General features: G+C 58.3%; 21 protein-coding genes. 14 read left to right on the top strand and 7 right to left on the bottom strand.

Annotated features, from left to right (window positions below):
• Positions 1–39 precede the first annotated feature (39 nt).
• From ATO10_RS09580 to ATO10_RS09565, 4 genes are read left to right on the top strand one after another with little or no spacing between them, the layout of a single operon-like run.
• A complete protein-coding gene (locus tag ATO10_RS09580; RefSeq protein WP_035250888.1) occupies positions 40–588 on the top strand; it encodes a TRAP transporter small permease in 549 nt (182 codons plus the stop codon).
• A complete protein-coding gene (locus tag ATO10_RS09575; RefSeq protein ID WP_035250887.1) occupies positions 588–1,904 on the top strand; it encodes a TRAP transporter large permease in 1,317 nt (438 codons plus the stop codon). The genes ATO10_RS09580 and ATO10_RS09575 overlap by 1 nt, the downstream gene beginning before the upstream one ends.
• Entirely contained in the window at positions 1,901–3,160 is a 1,260-nt protein-coding gene (locus tag ATO10_RS09570) for a malonyl-CoA decarboxylase (RefSeq protein WP_035250885.1), read from the top strand. The genes ATO10_RS09575 and ATO10_RS09570 overlap by 4 nt, the downstream gene beginning before the upstream one ends.
• 4 nt (positions 3,161–3,164) lie before the next feature.
• Positions 3,165–4,679 carry a malonate--CoA ligase gene (locus ATO10_RS09565; protein ID WP_035250884.1) on the top strand — a complete coding sequence of 505 codons (1,515 nt, stop codon included), beginning with the start codon at positions 3,165–3,167 and terminating at the stop codon, positions 4,677–4,679.
• Between the two features lie 63 nt (positions 4,680–4,742).
• Here ATO10_RS09565 and ATO10_RS09560 read toward each other — a convergent pair whose 3' ends face one another.
• From ATO10_RS09560 to ATO10_RS09550, 3 genes are all read right to left on the bottom strand, one after another.
• The gene (locus ATO10_RS09560; protein ID WP_035251049.1) at positions 4,743–5,051 is read right to left on the bottom strand and encodes a DnaJ family domain-containing protein; all 309 of its coding nucleotides are present in this window, start codon (positions 5,049–5,051) and stop codon (positions 4,743–4,745) included.
• 81 nt (positions 5,052–5,132) lie between these two features.
• Positions 5,133–6,713, bottom strand: coding sequence for a bifunctional metallophosphatase/5'-nucleotidase (locus tag ATO10_RS09555; protein WP_035250882.1), 1,581 nt, complete (start codon positions 6,711–6,713; stop codon positions 5,133–5,135).
• Positions 6,714–6,839: 126 nt separating this feature from the next.
• Complete coding sequence (locus ATO10_RS09550; protein WP_035250879.1) at positions 6,840–7,454, bottom strand: TetR/AcrR family transcriptional regulator; 615 nt, start codon at positions 7,452–7,454, stop codon at positions 6,840–6,842.
• Between the two features lie 74 nt (positions 7,455–7,528).
• Between ATO10_RS09550 and ATO10_RS09545 the strand changes: the two genes are divergently transcribed.
• Genes ATO10_RS09545 through arsC form a run of 4 tightly spaced genes read left to right on the top strand, consistent with a single transcriptional unit; the run spans position 7,529 to position 9,523 of the window.
• Positions 7,529–7,741, top strand: coding sequence for a putative antibiotic biosynthesis monooxygenase (locus ATO10_RS09545; protein WP_035250878.1), 213 nt, complete (start codon positions 7,529–7,531; stop codon positions 7,739–7,741).
• A 50-nt stretch (positions 7,742–7,791) separates the two neighbouring features.
• Positions 7,792–8,130, top strand: a complete 339-nt coding sequence (locus ATO10_RS09540; protein WP_035250876.1) for a DUF952 domain-containing protein — start codon at positions 7,792–7,794, stop codon at positions 8,128–8,130.
• The gene (locus tag ATO10_RS09535; protein WP_035250875.1) at positions 8,127–9,185 is read left to right on the top strand and encodes a quinone-dependent dihydroorotate dehydrogenase; all 1,059 of its coding nucleotides are present in this window, start codon (positions 8,127–8,129) and stop codon (positions 9,183–9,185) included. The genes ATO10_RS09540 and ATO10_RS09535 overlap by 4 nt, the downstream gene beginning before the upstream one ends.
• A complete protein-coding gene (arsC, locus tag ATO10_RS09530; RefSeq protein WP_035250873.1) occupies positions 9,182–9,523 on the top strand; it encodes an arsenate reductase (glutaredoxin) in 342 nt (113 codons plus the stop codon). Before ATO10_RS09535 ends, arsC begins: the two co-directional genes overlap by 4 nt.
• Before the next feature lie 11 nt (positions 9,524–9,534).
• Here arsC and ATO10_RS09525 read toward each other — a convergent pair whose 3' ends face one another.
• Genes ATO10_RS09525 through ATO10_RS09515 form a run of 3 tightly spaced genes read right to left on the bottom strand, consistent with a single transcriptional unit; the run spans position 9,535 to position 11,792 of the window.
• Positions 9,535–10,845 (bottom strand): MATE family efflux transporter, encoded by a 1,311-nt coding sequence (locus ATO10_RS09525; protein WP_035250871.1) that lies wholly within the window; start codon positions 10,843–10,845, stop codon positions 9,535–9,537.
• 3 nt (positions 10,846–10,848) lie between these two features.
• Complete coding sequence (locus tag ATO10_RS09520; RefSeq protein WP_035250870.1) at positions 10,849–11,358, bottom strand: PaaI family thioesterase; 510 nt, start codon at positions 11,356–11,358, stop codon at positions 10,849–10,851.
• Complete coding sequence (locus ATO10_RS09515; protein WP_035250868.1) at positions 11,355–11,792, bottom strand: PaaI family thioesterase; 438 nt, start codon at positions 11,790–11,792, stop codon at positions 11,355–11,357. The genes ATO10_RS09520 and ATO10_RS09515 overlap by 4 nt, the downstream gene beginning before the upstream one ends.
• 96 nt (positions 11,793–11,888) lie before the next feature.
• On the opposite strand from ATO10_RS09515, the gene ATO10_RS09510 reads away from it, so the two are divergent.
• Both ATO10_RS09510 and ATO10_RS09505 read left to right on the top strand, forming a co-directional pair.
• On the top strand, positions 11,889–13,055 hold the full coding sequence (locus ATO10_RS09510) for a putative manganese transporter (protein ID WP_238323447.1): 1,167 nt from the start codon (positions 11,889–11,891) through the stop codon (positions 13,053–13,055).
• Between the two features lie 58 nt (positions 13,056–13,113).
• Positions 13,114–13,485 carry a MerR family transcriptional regulator gene (locus ATO10_RS09505; protein WP_035250867.1) on the top strand — a complete coding sequence of 124 codons (372 nt, stop codon included), beginning with the start codon at positions 13,114–13,116 and terminating at the stop codon, positions 13,483–13,485.
• Between the two features lie 15 nt (positions 13,486–13,500).
• On the opposite strand, the gene ATO10_RS09500 is transcribed toward ATO10_RS09505, so the two are convergent.
• The gene (locus ATO10_RS09500; RefSeq protein WP_035250866.1) at positions 13,501–14,559 is read right to left on the bottom strand and encodes an SGNH/GDSL hydrolase family protein; all 1,059 of its coding nucleotides are present in this window, start codon (positions 14,557–14,559) and stop codon (positions 13,501–13,503) included.
• A gap of 211 nt (positions 14,560–14,770) precedes the next feature.
• On the opposite strand from ATO10_RS09500, the gene ATO10_RS09495 reads away from it, so the two are divergent.
• The 4 genes from ATO10_RS09495 to ATO10_RS09480 are packed head-to-tail and all read left to right on the top strand — an operon-like array spanning position 14,771 to position 17,901.
• The gene (locus tag ATO10_RS09495; protein WP_035250864.1) at positions 14,771–15,154 is read left to right on the top strand and encodes a MerR family transcriptional regulator; all 384 of its coding nucleotides are present in this window, start codon (positions 14,771–14,773) and stop codon (positions 15,152–15,154) included.
• A 50-nt stretch (positions 15,155–15,204) separates the two neighbouring features.
• Entirely contained in the window at positions 15,205–16,980 is a 1,776-nt protein-coding gene (locus tag ATO10_RS09490; protein WP_035250862.1) for an acyl-CoA dehydrogenase C-terminal domain-containing protein, read from the top strand.
• Between the two features lie 44 nt (positions 16,981–17,024).
• Positions 17,025–17,237: a hypothetical protein gene (locus ATO10_RS09485; RefSeq protein WP_035250861.1), complete on the top strand. Its 213-nt coding sequence runs from the start codon at positions 17,025–17,027 to the stop codon at positions 17,235–17,237.
• A gap of 22 nt (positions 17,238–17,259) precedes the next feature.
• The gene (locus tag ATO10_RS09480) at positions 17,260–17,901 is read left to right on the top strand and encodes a glutathione S-transferase family protein (RefSeq protein WP_035250859.1); all 642 of its coding nucleotides are present in this window, start codon (positions 17,260–17,262) and stop codon (positions 17,899–17,901) included.

Here is a 17,901-nt window from a genome sequence, read left to right as displayed (position 1 = left end):
CCACCGCCCCACTCACCTATAAAATTCAAGGAGGCGCAAATGGCTGGCCAAAGCTCTGCCGTTGCTTCCCATACTGGGAAAAACCCCTTTCTTCGCGCGGTTGCGGCGGCGTCCACTTTCGCGGGCTGGTGTTCTGCCGGGATGATCATGGCCGCCGTGGCGATCACCTGTCAGATGATCGTTGTGCGTTTCGTGTTGAATGGCTCGACCGTCTGGCAAACCGAAGCCGTGATCTATCTGGTTATCGCTGCCACGCTTGTGGGCCTGCCCTATGTGCAACGCCTGCGCGGGCATGTGAACGTTGATCTTATCCCGATCTCACTGCCCAAACGCGCGCGCTTCTTTATGGCGATCCTGACCTCGATTTTATCCATCACCATTGTCTCGATCATGCTTTGGTACGGCTATGAATACTGGCATTTCGCCTGGGATCGCGGCTGGCGTTCGGACACCGTCTGGGGCGTGCGTTTGTGGATTCCCTATCTGGCAATCCCGGTGGGCTTTGGCCTGCTGCTTTTGCAACTGATCGCAGATCTGGTCGCTGTGCTGACCGGAGTTGATAAACCCTTTGGGCTGGAGGACGTCTGATGGACCCGCTTTTGCTTGGTGGGATCGTGGCAATTGCCACCATCCTTGTACTGTTCTCGGGCGTGTCAGTAGCCATTGGCCTGCTGATCGTTTCTGCCGGATTCCTGATTATCTTTGACGGTCCCCGCTCGCTTGAGCTGATGCCCGAGATCTTCTTTGGCAAGCTGGACAATTTCGCGCTGCTGTCGATCCCGATGTTCATCATCATGGGGGCCTCGATTGCCTCGACCCGTGCAGGCGCTGACCTTTATGAGGCGCTGGAACGCTGGCTGACCAAAGTGCCCGGTGGGCTGGTCGTGTCAAACCTTGGCGCCTGCGCGCTGTTTGCTGCCATGTCGGGCTCAAGCCCGGCCACCTGTGCCGCCATTGGCAAGATGGGCATCCCCGAGATGCGTAAACGCGGCTATCCAGATGGGGTGGCCGCAGGCTCCATCGCGGCGGGCGGCACTTTGGGCATTCTGATCCCGCCGTCGGTCACCATGATCGTTTACGGCATCGCCACCGAAACCTCGATTGGCCGTCTGTTTCTGGCCGGTGTGATCCCCGGGTTACTGCTGGTAGGGCTTTTCATGGCATGGTCGCTGTATTCCACCTGGAAGTCGGGCGATGCCACGCGGCTGGGGTCGGGCAGTTACACATGGGCGGAACGGTTTGAGATTCTGCCCCGCGTCCTGCCCTTTCTGGCGATCATTCTGGGGGTTCTCTACGCCATGTACGGCGGCGTTGCGACGCCATCGGAAACCGCCGCAGTGGGGGCCCTGTTGTGCCTGCTGATCGCAATGGTGATCTACAAACTGTGGCATCCCCGTGCAATCTGGCACGTGCTGCGCGACAGCACCAAAGAGTCGGTGATGATCCTGTTCATCATCGCTGCCGCCGGGGTGTTCTCGTATATGCTCAGCTCGCTGTTCATCACCCAGTCGATCGCCGAGTGGATCGGCACGCTGGACGTGAACCGCTGGGTGCTGATGGGCGCGGTCAACATCTTCCTACTGATCGCCGGGTTCTTCCTGCCCCCCGTCGCGGTGATCCTGATGGCAGCGCCGATCCTGTTGCCGATCATCACCACCGCAGGGTTTGACCCGATCTGGTTCGCCGTCGTTCTGACCATCAACATGGAGATCGGGTTGATCTCTCCGCCTGTTGGTCTGAACCTCTATGTGATCAACGGCATTGCCCCAGACATCTCGCTGAAAACCATCCTCACGGGGTCCTTGCCCTTTGTGGCCTGCATGGTGATCGCGATTATCCTGCTCTGCCTGTTCCCAGGTCTGGCGACATGGTTGCCCGATGCGGTGATGGGAGCAGCCGTATGACCCTGCTTGCCGATCTTCTGAACACGGTGTTCGAACGGCGTCACCGCCGCCAGACACCGGAGACGGCCGAGGATGGCCGCCCGCTGACCGAACTGGCCATGGCGCTGGTTGGCTCGGCGGGCGAGACATCGGGCCTTGCGCTGGCGCGGGAAATCCTGTGCCGCTACGACCTGCTGGAAGACGCCGACAAGCTGGACTTCTTTCAGGTCCTTGCCTCGTCCATGAACATCGATCCTGAAACGGTGCGCTCGTCGCTTGACGAATACGAACGCAACCCGTCCAAATCCAGCTATCGCGCTTTTGCCAGCGCCGTCGAACCGGCGCGTCAGGAATTGATCCGCCGCCTGAACCGGGTGCCCGGTGCAACCGACAAACTGGTCAAAATGCGCGCTGATCTGCTGCGTCTGGGCGGCGACCAGCCCGAGCTACAGGCGCTGGACCTGGACTTTCGGCATCTGTTTGCCAGCTGGTTCAACCGCGGCTTTCTGGTGCTGCGCCCGATCAGTTGGGAAAGCCCGGCGCATATTCTGGAAAAGATCATCGCCTATGAAGCCGTCCATGCCATCGACAGCTGGGATGATCTGCGCCGCCGGCTGGAACCGACAGATCGCCGCTGTTTTGCGTTCTTTCACCCCTCGATGCCGGATGAACCGCTGATCTTTGTCGAGGTTGCCCTGACCAAAGGCATCCCCGGCTCAGTGCAGGCGCTTCTGGCCCAGGACCGCGCCGCCCTGCCCGCCGATGAGGCCGACACGGCAGCGTTTTACTCGATCTCGAATTGTCAGGCCGGGCTGGCCAGCATCTCTTTCGGGAACTCTCTGATCAAGCAAGTGGCCTCGGATCTGGCGGCAGAGCTGTCAAACCTGACCACCTTTGTCACCTTGTCGCCTATCCCGGGCCTGACCAAATGGTTGCACCAGACCGGCCTAAGCTGGAACCCGGAAGAACCAGATACCATGCAGGCGCTTGCAGCGCATTACCTGCTGAATGCCAAGTCGCGTGGCGGGCTTCCGTTTGACCCGGTCGCACGGTTCCATCTGGGTAATGGCGCGATTGTGCACGCCGTGCATGCTGATGCGGATGTGTCCGATAAAGGGCGCGCGCAATCGGGCGGCACCATGGTGAACTATCTTTACGACCTGCCCCGGGTCGCCCAAAACCACGAAAATTTTGCTAACACGCGCGAAGTCGTTGCGACAGCCGAGGTTCAGGCGCTGGCCGGCCCCGTTGCACTTCCCAAGACCGAAGAAAGGTAACCCCATGGCGAACCCCCTCTATGATGGTCTGTTCGGCATTCATGCCGGCAAATCCACACCTTTCCTGCACCTGCTTAATGGGCAGACGGTGACACATCAGGACTTCCTTTCGATGGCTGCACAGATCGCCAATGTGATGGTTCAGATCGGGCTGCAGCCGGGCGACCGCGTGGCCGTACAAGTCGAAAAATCCCCACAGTCTCTGGCGCTCTATGCCGCCTGTGCGCAGGCTGGTTTGGTGTTCTTACCCCTGAACACGGCCTATACGGTCGACGAGCTCAGTTATTTCATTGAAAACAGTGGCGCCGCCCTGATCGTTTGCGATGGCCAAAGCGAAGAGGCGCTGTCCAAGCTTGCTGCCGATCTTGGGGTGCAGGCCGAAACGCTGAACGCAGATGGGAGTGGCACCCTGATGGCACAGGCCCAGGCGATGCCGTCCAGCTTTGCCACTGTTGAGCGCAGCAAGGACGATTTGGCCGCGTTCCTCTATACCTCGGGCACCACGGGTCGCTCAAAGGGGGCCATGCTGACACAGGACAACCTTTTGTCCAACGCCCAGACCCTTGTGCAAGAATGGCGCTTTTCTGAAGATGACGTGTTGATCCATGCATTGCCGATCTTTCACACGCACGGGCTGTTCGTCGCTACGAATATCACGCTCGCGGCAGGTAGTTGTATGATCTTTATGCCTAAATTCGACGTGGACGCGGTTATTGCTCAGATGCCCAGAGCCAGTGTTTTGATGGGGGTGCCGACATTCTACACCCGCCTTTTGGGAGATGATCGGTTCACCAAGGATCTAACCATGCATATGCGCCTGTTCGTGTCAGGATCGGCCCCGCTTCTGGCTGAAACCCATGTGCAGTTCGAACAGCGCACCGGCCATCGCATTCTTGAACGCTATGGAATGACCGAAACCAACATGAACACCTCAAACCCCTACGAAGGCGAACGCCGCGCGGGGACGGTTGGCTTCCCGCTGCCGGGCGTAGACCTGAAAGTCACCGACCCGGAAACGGGCAACGCCCTGCCAGATGGCGAGGTCGGCCAGATTGAGGTGCGCGGTCCCAATGTCTTCAAAGGCTATTGGAAAATGCCCGAAAAAACCGCCGCCGAGCTGCGTGAAGACGGGTTCTTTATCACCGGTGATCTGGGGCGAATTGATGAAGATGGCTACGTGCATATCGTTGGCCGCAACAAAGACCTGATCATATCGGGCGGCTACAACATTTATCCCAAGGAAATCGAGCTGGTGCTGGACGACCAGCCCGGCGTTCTGGAAAGCGCGGTCATCGGCGTGCCCCACCCAGACTTCGGCGAGACTGTTTTGGGGGTGATCATTCCCGAGAACGGCGCAACGCCGGACACCGAAGCGATGATGGAGGCGGTGCGCCAATCTCTGGCGCGGTTCAAGCATCCCAAAGAATTGGTGGTGTTGAACGAATTGCCTCGGAACACCATGGGCAAAGTGCAAAAGAATATTTTGCGCGATCAGTATCAGGGGATGTTTACTGCGTGAACGCGCCCCTGCTTGATGAGCGTGTTCTCCCCCACGCTCATCATCCCTCCCTTTTTCAGGTTTCTAACGTTTGAAATCCCGCTTCGCCATTTCGATCTTGGCATCCATCAGCGACATTTCTTTCATGATCTCACGGCGACGGGTGCGGTCACCGGTCTCGGCAAGTTCATCCCGCAACCGCGACAGTTCGCGCGATAGCGATACATATTCCGGCGCCGCCCCGTTTTCCCGCAGAATGCGGTTCATCATCTCGGCGTCCGGATCATCAACGCGCGGCAAAGGCTTGCCCGCCCCTTCGAGATTGTCGAAGGCGCCGTCTGCCTCGGCCTGCTTGATGCGGGCATTGATCAGGTCAATCAGCGGGTGGTCCATGGGGGCAGAGTGCCCGGCGTTCTGCCAAAAGAAAAGCCCTGCCCGCATCATCGCGGACAGGGCACAATCTTGTCACGACAGTTACTGCGCGATCCGACCGTCGGTGTAAGGTTCATAGGCCCCCTGCGCAGCCATGTATTCCACCATGACCTCGGCCAAATCGGGGCCAAAGTCATAGACATTCATCGCCTCGGTTTCGAACATGCCATAGCCATCGCCACCATTGCGGACAAAGTCGTTTGAAACCACTCCGTAAACCTTTTCCGGTTCGACCGGCACCCAGGTTTCACCTTCCATCACCATCATGGCCGAGATCCGCTCGCCAAAGGGTTTGGCAGCATCAATGCTGTATTTCAGCCCCGAGACCTGCGGAAAACGCCCGTCCTTTTCGGGGTCATCATACTGACGCATCCCGTTTTCAAGCGCATCCTTCAGAACCGCCCCGGTCACCTGAAAGGTCGACAGGGTGTTTTGGAACGGCAGCACAGAGTAGACCTGCCCCATCGTCACCGGACCGGCCTCGATGCTGGCCCTTACCCCGCCGCTGTTTTGAAAGGCGATCTGGATGCCCTGATCGCGCACCCGGTCCAGCATGGCGTCGGCCACAAGATTGCCCATCGCACATTCTTGATGACGGCAGATATCGCGGTTGCCTTCGATGTTGGCCGCGGCTTCGGCCACGACCTTGTTGCGGATTTCATCCAGCGGCACGGCCAGTTCGGCAATCCGATCCACTGTATCAGCGTCTTCGGTCACGGCCGCATCCATGATCAAAGGCTCACCCACGGCCGCCGTCACAACCCCGTCGTCGTCGAAGGTCACGTTAAGTTCGCCCAGAAACTTGCCATAGGCATAGGCATGCACAATCGCCGTATCGCCCACCATCGTCGGGTACGGCCCCTCGGCCCGATCCGAGGTGTTGGACAGCAATGTATTCGTATGTCCGCCCACGATCACATCAACGCCGGTGGTGTTGGCAGCGACTTCTTTGTCGATGTTGTAGCCCGAATGGGACAGCAGGATGATCTTGTTCACCCCCATGGCAGTCAGCTTGTCGACCTCTGCCTGCACCGCTTCGGTTGGGTCCGTGAATTCGACATGCTTGCCCGGGTTGGAAATTTCATGCGTGTCTTCTGGTGTCAGCCCGATCAGGCCCAGCTTTTCTCCGCCACGCTCGATGATCGTGGATTTCAGCAGCTTGTCGGCCAGAAAAGGCTCATCCATGAATTCCGCATTGGACATCAATACCGGAAAATCCACCGCATCCATAAAGCCGCGCAAGACTTCGGGGCCATCGTCGAATTCATGGTTGCCCACGGTCATCGCGTCATAGCCCATCTTGTTCATCATCTCGGCCGCGACTTTACCCTTGTAATAGGTGTAAAAAAGCGTGCCCTGAAACTGATCGCCGCCATCCACCAGAATGTGGTTGTTGGTGCGCGCTTTGGCACTCTCCACCGCCGTGACCAACCGGGCCGAACCACCAAAGCACTTGCCTTCGGCATTATCCCCTTCGCGGCAGCCTGAGTTGTACTTTGAAATCGGCTCAAATCGCGCGTGGAAATCGTTCGTGTGCAGGACAGTCAGTGAGTAATCGGCAAGCGCAGCACCGGCATTCAAAGCAAGCGCCGCGGTCGAAGCCGCAAGCAGACGCGTAAACATGAGGAAACTCCCGGTTGGATGTATCATTTTTATGACCAAAGCGTGGGCGCAATTGACCAATGAGTCAAAGTTGACGCAGCGGCATGAGCCAATTCTGGCCGAAACTAAAATCGCGATGCATTTAAGTCAGGCAGATGATCCATCTGGCAGGCACCAGCCGCGCAAAACATCATGGGCCAGCTTCGCAGGGTCCGTAACCGCAATCCGCCCCGTCATCAGATGCATCCACGCATTGGCCATAATCAGATCCGCCAGCGCCTCGGAGTCGGTATCAGCCACGAGTTCGCCCCGCGCTTGGGCGCGGGACACCAGCGCAGTCAGATCCGCCAGACGTTCCTGACGATAATCTTGCAAAGCATCGGCGACATCCTCGTTTGATTGGGCCTCTGCGATGATCAGGGGGAAAAGTCGGCCCGCTGGTGTTTGCCAAAACCCAAAGACATAAGAATAAAAACCGGCGATGGTTTCAGGCAAGCTGCCCAGATCGGTATGGCGGTGTTCCCCCTTCGACGCATGATACAACGCCACCAGCAACGCCCCGCGGCTGGGCCACCATTTGTACAGGGTCGCCTTCCCGGCCCTTGCGCGTTTGGCCACGGCCTCCATCGTCAGCCCGCGCAGACCTTTTTCTTCGACCAGCTCCTGCGCAGCGGTCAGGATCGCGGCTTCGGTCTCGGGATTGCGACGCGCCCCGATGGAGCGTCTTTGCGGCTGTGCACACCTGTCTGTGTCACTGGGCACAGAACATCTCCTTTTCATATCAGAACGGATCGTTCACATATAACGGAACGCTTCGTCTTGTTAAGGATTATCACATGTCTGCCCCGCGCCCCAACCGTATTCGGTTTAGTCTTTTCGTCTTTATCTTCGTCTACCCGCTGGTCACTGGTGTGATCTATGCACTCGCGCCACTAACGACCGACTGGTCGGTCTGGCAACGTACGCTGATCATGGTCCCGATTATCGTCGTAGCGATGGTCTTTGTGATCATCCCTTCAATCTACAAACACCTGGGTCGCTGGCTGTAAGACAGCGACAGCCCATTGACCCGGCCGCGCAGCACTGGCATTCGGAAGCCATGCTGATTTTCAAAATCTTCCGCCGGTCCGAATGGCAGGACTTTCAGACCCAAGGCACCACCTTGGGCGCGCCAGTCGATCTGGAGGACGGGTTTATCCATTTCTCGACCGCTGCTCAGGTGGTCGAGACCGCCGCCAAGCATTTCGCTGAGATCAGCGATCTTGTGCTGGTGGCGTTTGATGATGGTGCCCTTGGCGACGCGCTGAAATGGGAACCCTCGCGCGGGGGGGCTTTGTTTCCGCATCTGTATCGGCCGCTCAAGCTGGACGAGGTCGTCTGGGATAAATCCCTGCCACTTGGGGCCAGCGGTCATATCTTTCCCGAAGGTGTTCTATGAACCTGTCTGAGCGTCTGGGCCTTGCCCTGCTGCATAAATTCGATCCCGAACGCGCCCATGCGATGTCACTTACAGCGCTGAATTGCGGGCTAGCACCACTGCCGGGTCCGATCACCTCGCGCCGTCTGGCGACTGAAATCGCCGGACTAAAGCTGGCCAACCCCGTGGGGCTGGCAGCGGGCTATGACAAGAACGCTGTGGCGCTGAAACCTCTGGCACAGGCTGGCTTCGGCTTTGTCGAAGTCGGGGCAGCCACGCCGCGGCCGCAACCGGGCAATCCGCGCCCACGCCTGTTTCGTCTGACTGACGATAAGGCCGTGATCAATCGGTTTGGCTTTAACAATGACGGAATGCAGGCGATTGGCAGCCGTCTGGCTCAGCGCCCACAGAACATGGTTCTGGGCCTGAACCTGGGTGCCAACAAAGACAGCGACGACCGCGCCGCAGATTTCGCCAAGGTGCTGGCCCATTGCGGCGGGCATCTGGATTTCGCCACGGTGAACGTTTCGTCGCCCAACACCGAAAAACTGCGCGATCTTCAAGGCAAAGAGGCGCTATCGGCGCTGCTGGCAGGGGTGATGGAGGCGCGTGCCGCGCTGACGAAACCCATCCCCGTCTTCCTGAAAATTGCCCCCGATCTGAACGATGCCGAACTGGCCGAAATCGCCGAAGTCGCGCTGGAAAGCGGCTTGGACGCGGTGATTGCCACCAACACCACACTGGACCGCACCGGGCTGACAAGCGCGCATAAAGACCAAGCCGGCGGCCTGTCCGGCGCGCCCTTGTTCGAGAAATCCACCCGGGTTTTGGCGCAGCTTTCCAAGCTGACCGATGGGCGCATTCCGCTGATTGGCGTCGGAGGGGTGGGTTCGGCGGCGCAAGCCTATGCCAAGATCCGCGCCGGTGCGTCTGCGGTGCAGATCTACTCGGCGATGGTCTATGAGGGCCTGTCGCTGGTGCCGCGCGTGGCGCAGGGCCTTGAGGCCTTGCTGGAACGCGACGGTTTCGCAAATGTAGCCGACGCCGTCGCCACCGGTCGGGAGGATTGGCTATGATCACCATCTGGCACAACCCGCGCTGTTCCAAATCGCGGCAGACTTTGGCCTTGTTGCAGGAACACGGCCATGCCCCGATCGAGAGGCGCTATCTGGACGATGCGCCCAGCGTGGACGAATTGCGCGCTGCGCAGGCCGCACTTGGGGTTTCAGCCCTGCAGATGTGCCGCACGAAAGAGGCCGAGTTCAAACATGCCGGACTGTCACGTGACAGCGATGACGAAACTGTGCTGGCGGCCATGGCTACCTTTTCGCGCCTGATCGAACGGCCCATCGTTTTTGCCAATGGCAAAGCCCGGATCGGCCGCCCTCCCGAAGCCGTGTTGGAAATTCTCTGAGGCCAAAGAAGTTACGCCACCGAATGCTCCATGCGGTGGTATTTGGCACCCAGGGTCAAAGCGCGTGTAACATTCAACACCATCAATGCCATCCAGAGCCCGTGGTTCCCCCACCATGGCACCAGGATGACCAATGCAAGCACATAAACTGCGCTGGATTGCATCGCCGCTATGCGCATCTCGCGCGTCCAAGTTGCGCCGATATAGACGCCATCCAGCATCCAGGCAGCAACACCCAAAACCGGTCCGGCCACCAGCCACGGTAAATACTGCCGCGCCGCTTCTCGGACATCGGGGGCGGTGGCCATCAAGTCGATAATAGCACCGCCGAACAGCCAAAAGACCGCCCCCAACAGCACGGCGCCGCCCAACCCCCACTGGGCCGAGATCACGGCCGCCCGGCGCAGGCTTGCGCGGTCACGCGCGCCCATGGCAGCGCCAACCAAAGCCTCGGCAGAAAAGGCGAAGCCGTCCATCGCAAAGGCGGTGATCTCTAGGAACTGCAATAGCACTTGATTGGCCGCCAGCGTGACGTCCCCAAGATCGGCACCCAGAAATAGAAAGGTGGTGAAAGCTGCCGTCAGCAGCACAGAACGCACCATAATGTCAGCGTTGACTGCCAGCATGCGTTTAAGACGTTCCGGGTTGAACACCCGCCCCCAGTCACGCCATTGCGCCCCGGAAAATGCGGCGCGGCACAAATACAGGCCCAGCGCGGCACCAGTGTATTCGGCGATCAGCGTGGCAGTTGCCACGCCCTCGACGCCCCAACCAAGGCCCAGCACGAACCACAGATCCAGCGCGATGTTCAGGCCATTCATCCATAGCTGCAACCCCAACACACCGCGGGTGCGTTCCATTCCGATCAGCCAGCCGGTGATAGCATAGATGCCGATCGCAGCCGGTGCGCCCCAAATGCGGATGGCCAGATAATCGCGCGCCAGGCCTTCGACCTGCTCGGACGCGGGCGCCAAGGCGAAGGCGCCCCAAAACAGCACCAGTTGCAGGGCCACCAAAACCACCCCACCTGTCGCGCCAAATAGCAACCCGCGCATCAGCAAGGCGCCCGTTTCGGCGGTATCCCCTGCGCCTTTGGCTTGTGCCACCATGCCAGTGGTACCCATGCGCAAAAACCCGAAGATCCAGTAGATAGACGACAGGATGATTGCGCCAATGCCCACCGCGCCAATCGGAGCCGCCCGCCCCAACTGCCCGACCACGCCGGTATCTACTGCGCCCAAAATGGGAATGGTCGCATTAGACAACACAATCGGAAGCGCAAGCCGCAGAACGCGGGCATGAGTCACATCGCCTGCAGGCATCTGTCAGCCGCCATTCTCTGGCATCAGGAAATGACCTGTTGCCTGGGCAAACAGGCGATCCCTTTGGTCTTGCCAACCTTCAACATGAACCGAGGCATAGCGCCGCCCCGAACGGTTCACCCGGGCCCGCGCATAGGCATCGCGCGGCAGACCTGAACGCAGGAAATCCACGGTAAAGTCGATGGTTTTGGGCAGCCGTGGCAGGTTCTCAGGGCCCAATGAGATCGGGTCTAACGCACCGCTTTCCATTTTGTCCCACATGATCGCCCAGCTTAGCCCGATGATCGCAGTGACCTCCAGAAAGGCCGAGGTGACCCCTCCATGCAGCGCGGGCAACATGGGGTTGCCGATAAGCTTGTCATCGTAAGGTAGGATCGCTGTCAATTCGTCCCCGCGACGATCAAATTCGATGCCCAGAAAATTGATATAGGGCACCCCGTGCACCAAAGCGGCCAGCGCTGCATCTCGGCGTTGTTTGACGACTTGCATAGGTTCGGGGCGGGGGCGGCTCATGGTTTCTTTCCGGGCAGACGTTCAACAGTAAACGCGCCCGAGGCCGATGCGACAGGCCGTGCCGTGTCTTCATCGGTCGCGACCGCGCGCACAAAAGCGACAGAACGGGTCATGTGATAGCATTCAGCCCGCGCGCTGATGCGCTGCCCCGGCGTTGCCGGGCGCATATAGTCGATCCGCAAATCAATGGTCGCCGTGCCTGCACCCGCGCCCGGATGCGACATCACCGCTGCGCCACCGCAGGTATCCATCAAAACGGACACCGCACCGCCATGAATAACGCCGGTTTCGGGATCGCCGACCAATTTTTCATCATAGGGCATAGAGATCTGGGCAACGCCTTCTTCAAGCTCGTCCAGACGCATCGACAGTGCCTGCGCATGAGGAATAGCCTCTATGAATTGACGGGCCATTTTGATCTTGGTGTTGTCCATCCAGACCTCCTTCTTAAGTTTATTGGGGGTTGCACTTGCAGCATCAAGTGTTATTTCTTGCTATTGAGAATTATTCGCAATTTAGGCTAAGCCAAGATGACCCAGGAAACGATGCCCTCGAACACAGACGTGACCGACGCGGCGCAGCCGGCTGCCACCTTGCGGTCCCTTGGCGCCCTGCGCCCCAAAAGGCTGCTGGTCGCTGCAGTCTTGGTCGCGCTTGCGCTCTTTCCCGGAGAGCTGGGTACATTGACGCGTGAGCTGCTGACCGATGCCTATGTGCAGGTCAGCGTTTTTGTCGCCGCGACATTGCTTTTGTTTTATGGGTCTGAACGGGTGTTCAACTATGATCTGGGCCAGACATTGCACAAAGCCAAAGGGCTGCAAGTGCCCTTGGCAGCGGTCCTTGGGGCGACACCCGGATGTGGTGGCGCGGTGGTCGTGGTTGCGGCCTATAGTTCGGGCAATGTTCGGTTTGGCGCGGTGGTCGCGGCCCTGACGGCAACTATGGGCGATGCGGCGTTTCTGCTGATCGCCACCCGCCCTGATGCTGCACTTGTTGTATTACCGCTTTCCCTTGCGGCAGGTATCATCACCGGATGGCTGTGTGACCGGTTCAACGCCGTTGACCCGTCCATGAACGCCAATACCGAGTGCGAGCTTGCCCCACGTATCGGGAAGCTGCGCCTGCGCGACATCGCCTATTTGATCCCCGCCGCTCCGGGCCTTGTTGTGGGCGCGGCACAGTTGGCACAAATAGAAATCGGTGCAGTCTTTGGTATCCCGGTCCTGTGGATTGCTTTGGCTGGAACGGCGATCGGGCTGTTCGTCTGGGCCACCTCGCCGCTTCAGGCAATGACCCACGCCAAAGATTCACCGCTAACCCGAATGGCAGAAGAAACCAGCTTTATCTCCATCTGGGTGATCGTCGCCTATCTGGCCTATGACTATGCCGCTGTGTTCGCCGGGCTGGACATTGAGACATGGTTCAAAACCATCGCCCCCTTGCTGCCGCTCATCGCGATTGTGATCGGCTTTGTTCCGGGATGTGGTCCGCAGGTTCTGGTGACTACACTTTACATCAATGGTGCGGTCCCGTTTGCTGCGCTGATGGGGAACGCGATCTCGAACGACGGCGATGCCTTGTTCCCGGCAATCGCTTTGAACCCTAAAGTGGCTGTTCTGGCGACACTCTATTCCGCCTTGCCCGCCCTTCTGGTTGCCTATGGGTTCTATTTCTTTGCGCCGGGCTTCATGAACTGATTTACAATCAGGCGGTGAACAGTCTACCGTTTAGCCGACACGAAGTCTGGGGAGAACCATGTCCGCCGAACGTCTTACCTTCAAAGAGATGTGCGACAAGTTCGAAGTAACGCCGCGCACGTTGCGCTATTATGAGTACATCGAGCTTCTGAGCCCCGAGAAAGAAGGGCGGTCTCGCTTTTATACCCCCCGCGAAACCGCGCGCATGACCCTGATCTTGCGCGGCCGGCGCTTTGGTTTCAGTCTGGAAGAGATTCGTCAGTGGCTGCTTCTGTATGAAGAAAAAGGCACGGACGAACAGAACCGCGCCTGGATTGTTATGGCGGATGAAAAGCTCGAAGACCTTATCAAGCAGCGTCAGGATCTGGACGAAGCCATCGAGGATTTGACCAGTTTGCGGGATCAGGTCGCCAGTGGCCTTGATACCTGACAGCGTTACCTGAACCTAGTGCTCAACTGACGACTCGGGCATGTGACGCAAAAGCAAAGACACCACGCGCGCACTGCTTTCACCGGTTGCCGGTCTGTCCTGCGCAGGTTTCAAATACATGTCGGTGGGCACCGGATGGTGCGTGTCATCCCATGAAAACCTGATGGCGCTTGCATCATCGGGCAGGAACATGCCCCCGGGGATCATCAACCTTGGCGTGACCATCACGATCAAAGGATTGCCGGTGAAGCCGAAGTTGTGAATCGCTGAAACCGTCAACGATTGTTCCCCCGAATCCATGTTGAACCGGCCATGCACCGGATCGGCCAAAATCGTGATCGCCTGAATTTCAGTGGTCATCCCCTGACGCCGCACAGGTGTCGCCGTCACCGGCGGCAGCCATGTTTCTTTGGCAATCAACAAGCTTTCAAAATGCTGGGACATGTCTGGTTGATCAAAGGCGCTAAACACCTCCATCTCGACCCCGTCGGGCACCCAAAGCGTCGGGACGTCCGCCGGATAATTTCCACCGCGCCGCCACAGGCCTTCGGTCAGCTCGGCCACATATTCTGACAGCTCTCCGCCTGCCGTCATGTGCAGCCCATCAATAAAGTATTCGGCGCGCGCCTGCATCGTGCCTGTCTCGGCGGCATAGGCCTGCGGAAGGTTCACAACCTCCAACTGATAGTGGCTACACATGTGAAGAATTCTGCTGGCGAACTCCTCTTGCTGAACCATCAGATGTTGAGGAAACGTGTCGATCAATACCGGAAGAAACCGCGCTCCGGCGGCGCGCGTGATCTGGATCATACGTTCCACCGCTTCCAACATACGGGCTTCGTCATAGGGGCGGCTGCTCAGACAAAAAGCATCGTTCGTCGCATTCGACCAGATGACCACATCGTCTTTTTTCAGGATGACATCTTCCATCAACCGGGTCAGAGCATTGATCGAATTGGTGGCACCAAGGGCAAGATTTTGAACCGGAACCCGGCGCATCACCTGTTGCGCGAACGAGGTCGCCCAGCCGTTTTTCATCGCGGTATTGGAACCACCAAAAATATAAACCGTCATTGGCGTATTGATCTTCCTAACAAAAGCACAGGTCGTGCTGAATAAATTGGCAGACCGAAAATGGCTAGGCCCCGCGCAATCAAATAGCCGTGTTTGCGATATGACGTGACGTTCTGTTTACGCGCACGTAAACTTTCGTTGTAGCCTCTCGTTGTCCGCCCGATATAAATGGGCAGGCTCCCCACCGTTCGGGGACAGGAAGGCGAGTACGATGACACAGGATCAGATGACCATTCGCGAAATGTGCGATGCGTTCGATGTAACGCCACGCACCTTGCGGTTTTATGAGTCCAAAGAACTGCTTTTCCCGATCCGGGAAGGGCAGAAACGATTGTTCACCAAACGCGACCGCGCCCGGCTCAAGCTGATTTTGCGCGGCAAACGGTTTGGCTTCAGCCTGGAGGAGATTCGCCAGCTGCTGGATCTTTATGACATCGGCGATCAGCAGGAAACACAGCTAAACCGCACGCTGGATGCAGCAGGCAAACACCTGAATGAGCTGGAACAACAACGCGAAGCGCTGGATGACGCGATTGAGGACCTCAGAAGCCAGATCAACTGGGTAGAGGACCGCCTGTCAGCGCTCAAAAAATAACGAACGAGAGGCTGAGACCTCTACGTTTGATACGACCAAGGGAGAGAAGAATGCCGGCTTATACCGCCCCCACCAAGGATATGCAGTTTGTACTGCATGATCTGCTTAAAATCAGCCAATCGGACATTCCCGGCTATGAAGAGCTGGAGTCGGATTTCACCTCGGCAATCCTCGAGGAAGCAGGCAAGATTTCTTCTGAACTGCTGATGCCCCTGAACACCGTAGGCGATACCGAAGGGTGCACCTATGAAAACGGCGTGGTGCGCACCCCGACCGGCTTTAAGGATGCGTTCGAGCAGATGAAAGCTGGCGGCTGGACCGGCCTTGACCTGCCCGAAGAATATGGCGGTCAAAACATGCCCTATCTGATGGGCACCGCAGTGGGCGAGATGTTCAGCGCTGCCAACCAGGCCTTTACCATGTATCAGGGTCTGACCCACGGTGCGGCTTCGGCCATTCTGGCGCATGGGACAGAAGACCAGAAGCAAAAGTGGTTGCCCAAGATGGTGTCCTGCGAATGGACCGGCACCATGAACCTGACTGAACCGCATTGCGGCACCGATCTGGGCCTGATGCGCACCAAAGCCGAGCCGCAGGGCGACGGCAGCTATAAGGTGACAGGGCAGAAGATTTTCATCTCGGCAGGCGACCACGACATGTCGGACAACGTCGTGCATCTGGTGCTGGCCAAAATCCCCGGCGGGCCCGAGGGCATCAAGGGTGTTTCACTGTTCATCGTGCCGAAGTTTCTGGTCGACGACGATGGCAATGTCGGCGCCCGCAACGGTGTTTCGGTCGGCAAGATCGAAGAAAAGATGGGCATCCACGGAAATTCCACCTGTGTGATGGATTACGACGCGGCCGAGGGATACCTGCTGGGCACTGAACACAAAGGCATGCGCGCCATGTTCACCATGATGAACGAGGCCCGTCTGGGCGTCGGGATGCAGGGGTTGGCGCAGGCTGAAGCCGCTTATCAGAACGCCGTGCTCTATGCCAATGACCGCCTGCAAGGGCGTGACGTAACCGGTGCGAAAAACCCCGATGGCCCGGCTGACCCGTTGATCGTTCACCCCGACATCCGCCGCAACCTGATGGATCAAAAGAGTTTTATCGAAGGTGCGCGCGCCTTTTTGATGTGGGGCGCGATGATGATCGACAAGGCGCATCGCGGGCAGGATGCCGACGCGGATGGGCTGATCTCTCTGCTGACGCCTGTCATCAAAGGCTTCATGACGGATCGCGGGTTTGAATGCACCGTGAATGCCCAGCAAGTCTATGGCGGCCACGGATATATCGAAGAATGGGGCATGTCACAGTTCGCTCGTGATGCCCGTATCACCCAGATTTATGAAGGCGCGAACGGCGTTCAGGCGCTTGATCTGGTAGGCCGTAAACTTGGCGCAGACGGCGGCAAGCACGTGATGGCCTTTTTTGAGATGGTTAAAGCCTTCTGCAAAGAAAACGGCGACGCAGACGGGATGGAAGAATTCATTGCCCCTCTGAAAAAGGCGTCGAAAGACCTGCAAGCCGCCGGCATGTTCTTCATGCAAAACGGTATGAAGAACCCCAACCATGCTTTGGCCGGTTCGTATGATTTCATGCACATGATGGGCCATGTCTGTCTGGGTCTGATGTGGGCACAAATGGCCAAGGCCTCGCTTGATGCGCTGGCAGACGGCGCCTCGGACGCGGCTTTCTATGAAACCAAGCTGGCCACAGGGCGCTACTACATGGCGCGGCAACTGCCCGCCACGGGGCTGCATCTGGCGCGTATCGAAACCGGTGCCGACACTGTGATGGCGCTAGAGGCCGCAAGCTTCTAACCTTGGTGGTGGGGCACCCTGCCCCACCCTTTAAGGAGACGAGAATGCCCAAACGCCTGCGCCTGACCCGCCGCTTTCCGATCGCGATGTCCGAGGATGGCTATCGCCGTCTGCGACGCTTCGCACAAGAGGCCGGCCTGGACGAAGGAGAAGCCCTGTCATTCCTGTTCGAAAACTTCGACAGCGTGACAGACCACACGAATTTGACCCACCGGCTTAGGCTGTTCAACGCCGAGCTGGAGGCCCGCAAACGCTGATTTAGCGCACGAGGAGACGCGCATGACCATTCAACTGTATTGCTTCGGGGAAAGCGGCCATTCCTACAAAGCCGCGCTGGCGCTGGAGCTGTCGGGACTGGACTGGGAGCCGGTCTATATCGACTTCTTCAACGGCGAAACCCGCACCCCCCAATACCGCGAAAACGTCAACGAAATGGGCGAGGCGCCGGTTTTGGTCGATGGCGATGTCAAGCTCACCCAATCAGCGATCCTTCAGGACTATATCTCTGAAAAGTCTGGCAAGTTCGACGGTAAAGACAAAGCCGAGGCACGCGAAATCCTGCGCTGGCAGATTTGGGACAACCACAAACTGTCGTCCTTTGCAGGCATCTGCCGGTTCATGATGAACTTCCTGCCCGAGAACAAACGCTCCGATGAAGTGATCGCGTTTCTGCAAGGCCGTCTGGCGGGGTCGTATGACATCCTGAACAAGCATCTTGAAGGGCGCGACTGGATCGTTGGCGACAGCGTAAGCAATGCCGATCTGACATGCTGTGGCTACTTGTTTTACGAAGAACCCTTCGGTTTTGACCGCGCCCAGTGGCCCAACATCGACCGGTGGCTGTCCAACATTCAAGCCCTGCCCGGCTGGAAACATCCCTATGATCTGATGCCCGGCTCGCCTGCCGACCGTGGCCTGTAA

Origin of the sequence: Actibacterium atlanticum (genome assembly GCF_000671395.1) — a bacterium.
In the GTDB taxonomy this organism is placed as follows: domain Bacteria; phylum Pseudomonadota; class Alphaproteobacteria; order Rhodobacterales; family Rhodobacteraceae; genus Actibacterium_D; species Actibacterium_D atlanticum.
This window is presented reverse-complemented; position numbering and strand designations above follow the sequence as displayed.

Excerpts from the sequence above, each read along its gene's own strand:
- ATO10_RS09580 (WP_035250888.1), top strand. The coding sequence starts at position 40 with ATGGCTGGCCAAAGCTCTGCCGTTGCTTCCCATACTGGGAAAAACCCC.
- ATO10_RS09575 (WP_035250887.1), top strand. The coding sequence starts at position 588 with ATGGACCCGCTTTTGCTTGGTGGGATCGTGGCAATTGCCACCATCCTT.
- ATO10_RS09570 (WP_035250885.1), top strand. The coding sequence starts at position 1,901 with ATGACCCTGCTTGCCGATCTTCTGAACACGGTGTTCGAACGGCGTCAC.
- ATO10_RS09565 (WP_035250884.1), top strand. The coding sequence starts at position 3,165 with ATGGCGAACCCCCTCTATGATGGTCTGTTCGGCATTCATGCCGGCAAA.
- ATO10_RS09560 (WP_035251049.1), bottom strand. The coding sequence starts at position 5,051 with ATGGACCACCCGCTGATTGACCTGATCAATGCCCGCATCAAGCAGGCC.
- ATO10_RS09555 (WP_035250882.1), bottom strand. The coding sequence starts at position 6,713 with ATGTTTACGCGTCTGCTTGCGGCTTCGACCGCGGCGCTTGCTTTGAAT.
- ATO10_RS09545 (WP_035250878.1), top strand. The coding sequence starts at position 7,529 with ATGTCTGCCCCGCGCCCCAACCGTATTCGGTTTAGTCTTTTCGTCTTT.
- ATO10_RS09540 (WP_035250876.1), top strand. The coding sequence starts at position 7,792 with ATGCTGATTTTCAAAATCTTCCGCCGGTCCGAATGGCAGGACTTTCAG.
- ATO10_RS09535 (WP_035250875.1), top strand. The coding sequence starts at position 8,127 with ATGAACCTGTCTGAGCGTCTGGGCCTTGCCCTGCTGCATAAATTCGAT.
- arsC (WP_035250873.1), top strand. The coding sequence starts at position 9,182 with ATGATCACCATCTGGCACAACCCGCGCTGTTCCAAATCGCGGCAGACT.
- ATO10_RS09525 (WP_035250871.1), bottom strand. The coding sequence starts at position 10,845 with ATGCCTGCAGGCGATGTGACTCATGCCCGCGTTCTGCGGCTTGCGCTT.
- ATO10_RS09520 (WP_035250870.1), bottom strand. The coding sequence starts at position 11,358 with ATGAGCCGCCCCCGCCCCGAACCTATGCAAGTCGTCAAACAACGCCGA.
- ATO10_RS09515 (WP_035250868.1), bottom strand. The coding sequence starts at position 11,792 with ATGGACAACACCAAGATCAAAATGGCCCGTCAATTCATAGAGGCTATT.
- ATO10_RS09510 (WP_238323447.1), top strand. The coding sequence starts at position 11,889 with ATGACCCAGGAAACGATGCCCTCGAACACAGACGTGACCGACGCGGCG.
- ATO10_RS09505 (WP_035250867.1), top strand. The coding sequence starts at position 13,114 with ATGTCCGCCGAACGTCTTACCTTCAAAGAGATGTGCGACAAGTTCGAA.
- ATO10_RS09500 (WP_035250866.1), bottom strand. The coding sequence starts at position 14,559 with ATGACGGTTTATATTTTTGGTGGTTCCAATACCGCGATGAAAAACGGC.
- ATO10_RS09495 (WP_035250864.1), top strand. The coding sequence starts at position 14,771 with ATGACACAGGATCAGATGACCATTCGCGAAATGTGCGATGCGTTCGAT.
- ATO10_RS09490 (WP_035250862.1), top strand. The coding sequence starts at position 15,205 with ATGCCGGCTTATACCGCCCCCACCAAGGATATGCAGTTTGTACTGCAT.
- ATO10_RS09485 (WP_035250861.1), top strand. The coding sequence starts at position 17,025 with ATGCCCAAACGCCTGCGCCTGACCCGCCGCTTTCCGATCGCGATGTCC.
- ATO10_RS09480 (WP_035250859.1), top strand. The coding sequence starts at position 17,260 with ATGACCATTCAACTGTATTGCTTCGGGGAAAGCGGCCATTCCTACAAA.